Here is a 2,299-nt window from a genome sequence, read left to right as displayed (position 1 = left end):
GAGCCCTCGGGGAGGCTCCCGGCGAGGCAGGGCTCGTACGCGAGCAGCTGCGGGGAGAGCTCGTGTGCCGCCAGGAGAGGCAGCAGCTCCTCGGCGCGCATGCCGAAGGGCCGCCAGAACCCGGCGAGCCAGAACGGCATGCTGCAGAGCATGATCGGGAAGGCCGCGTCCGCGACGTCGGCGTGCAGGCCCAGGTGGACGAAGGCCGCCGCCCCGACCGCGCTGCCGAAGCCGAGCGACACGCATGCGAGCGTGCGCAGGCTCATCTTCCCGACGATCTTCTCCTCGTACTCCCCGATGTCCTTCTGCACCGGTATCCGGAGCGCCATCCGCGACGCCCCCTATGCCGGCAGCCAGGACGTGTCCAGCTGCCCGAAGTAGACCGACGCGGCGATGATGATCGCGCCGCCGGCGATGGTGGAAATGGCGGTCGCGATCTGCGGGCCGCCCTGCTGCTCCCTGATGGCCAGGCCGAGCGAGACCGCTCCCCACACGACCAGGAAGCCGCCGAGGAAGGTCACGCAGCCCGACACGAGCTTGATGACGTTTGCGAGCATGCTGCTCTCCTTTGCTTTCAGTTGACGATGTTCCTTGCTGCTCCTCCCCCGCGGCGGGGGAGGCACGCGCCCTCCGCGGCCCCGTCACGATGCGCCGTCCTTCCGCCTGCGGTACTCCGCGAAGTCGAACGGGCCGCGGCGCGCCGCCTCCTCGAGCAGGCGCGAGCGCGGGTGGCGCTCGAGCCGGTACTTCCGGTCCATGAGCGGCATGCACCCGTTCACGAGCACGAGCGCGTCCTCGCGCGGCATGCGCGCCACCTCGGCGGGCTGTATGAGGTCGCGCTCGGAGATGCCGCGGTTCACGGTGCGGGTCCAGCCGGCGCCCCGCGAGTCGCTCTGCGTCTCGCTCGCCACCGTCTGCTTGCCGGCCATCTTGCTGATCTCCTCGTTGGTCTCGTTCGCCTTGCCGCCCAGGTAGAGCAGCGTGTCGCAGGCGTTCACGATGGTCTCGGCGTTGTTGTCGCCGTAGGTCTCCTTCAGCTGCGAGAGCGACTGGGCGATCATCGAGACCGCGATGTTCCTGCTGCGGGTGACCGCGATGGTCCGCTCGAAGTCGGGTATGCGCCCGATGTTGGCGAACTCGTCGAAGACGAAGTGCACCGTCGTGGGCAGCGATCCGCCGTGCGCCTCGAGCGCCTCGGCGCAAAGCGCGCTCACGGCCGTGTCCATGAGCAGGGCGAACAGGAAGTCGAAGGTCGAGTCGGTGTCGCTCATCGACGCGAAGAGCGCGACCTTGGCGCCCTCGTCGCCCATGTGGGCGAGGTCGAGCTCGTCTTTGGAGGTGAGGTCGCGCACGGCCCGGATGGACAGCGGCTTCAGGCGGACGTTGCAGCTCGAGAGCATCGACTTCATGGTGTCGCCGGCGGCCACGCGGAACTCGCGGTAGCTCGCGAGCGCGAAGTCGTCGGGCGGCGCCGGCTCGCGGACCTTGACCCACTCCCACGCGTCGTCCTCCTCGGAAAAGCCGCGCAGCGATCCGCCCTCCGCCGAGGCGCCGCCGCGCCTGACGTAGCGCTCGCCGGTCTCCAGCTCGCGGAACACCATGTCGAGCGGGCTCATGTAGCCCGGGTCGTCGCGGGCGTCGGCGAGCGAGAGCAGCGTGAGCAGCCCGTCGAGGTTTCGGTCGACGGGCTCGCAGTGCATGACGAGGTAGGCCGTGAGCGCGGTGTAGACCAGGCGCTCGGCCTTCTCCCAGTAGGGGTCGCCCTTGTGGTCGGCGTCGCCCTCGGTGTTGGCGACGATGCCGCGGGCGAAGCGGATGACGCCCGCCTCGTCGCGTATGTAGGCTATGGGGTTGAAGCGCATGGAGCGCGTGAAGTCGATGGTGTCGAACGCGCGGATCTCGTAGCCGAGCTCCGCCAGCGCGCCGCCCATCTCGCGGATGAGCGTGCCCTTCGGGTCGGTCACGAAGAAGCTGGCGTTGGCCTGCAGGAGGTTCGGCTTGACGTAGTAGCGCGTCTTGCCGGTGCCCGGGCCGCCCACCACGAGCACGTTGTCGTTGGTGTCGGTGGAGAGGTCGAACCTGCGGCTCACGAGGCGGATGCGCGCGTTGTCGGTGAGGATGATGTTGTTGTCGGGGTCCTTGGCATCGCCGAAGGGCGCGATGTCCTTGCGCGTGGCCCACCTGGAGCTACCGTGCTCCTCGCCGTCGCGCCGGGCGCCCTTGGATCCCATGGAGCGCGCCCAGGCGACGAGCGCCGCGCACGCGCAGGCGGTCCCCGCGCACAGGGGAAGCGCCTCCG

3 protein-coding genes are annotated in these 2,299 nt (G+C 69.6%); all 3 read right to left on the bottom strand.

Annotated features, from left to right (window positions below; translation table 11 throughout):
- Window positions 1-329: PrgI family protein (locus GPA_RS14320; RefSeq protein ID WP_049784292.1), on the bottom strand; the 329-nt coding region annotated here is incomplete at its 3' end.
- Window positions 330-341: 12 nt separating this feature from the next.
- Window positions 342-557: a hypothetical protein gene (locus GPA_RS14315; RefSeq protein ID WP_006234636.1), complete on the bottom strand. Its 216-nt coding sequence runs from the start codon at window positions 555-557 to the stop codon at window positions 342-344.
- An 84-nt stretch (window positions 558-641) separates the two neighbouring features.
- A partial coding sequence (locus tag GPA_RS14310; RefSeq protein WP_049784181.1) for a VirD4-like conjugal transfer protein, CD1115 family occupies window positions 642-2,299 on the bottom strand: 1,658 nt, incomplete at its 5' end.

This window comes from Gordonibacter pamelaeae 7-10-1-b, assembly GCF_000210055.1.
Classification (GTDB): Bacteria; Actinomycetota; Coriobacteriia; order Coriobacteriales; family Eggerthellaceae; genus Gordonibacter; species Gordonibacter pamelaeae.
This window is presented reverse-complemented; position numbering and strand designations above follow the sequence as displayed.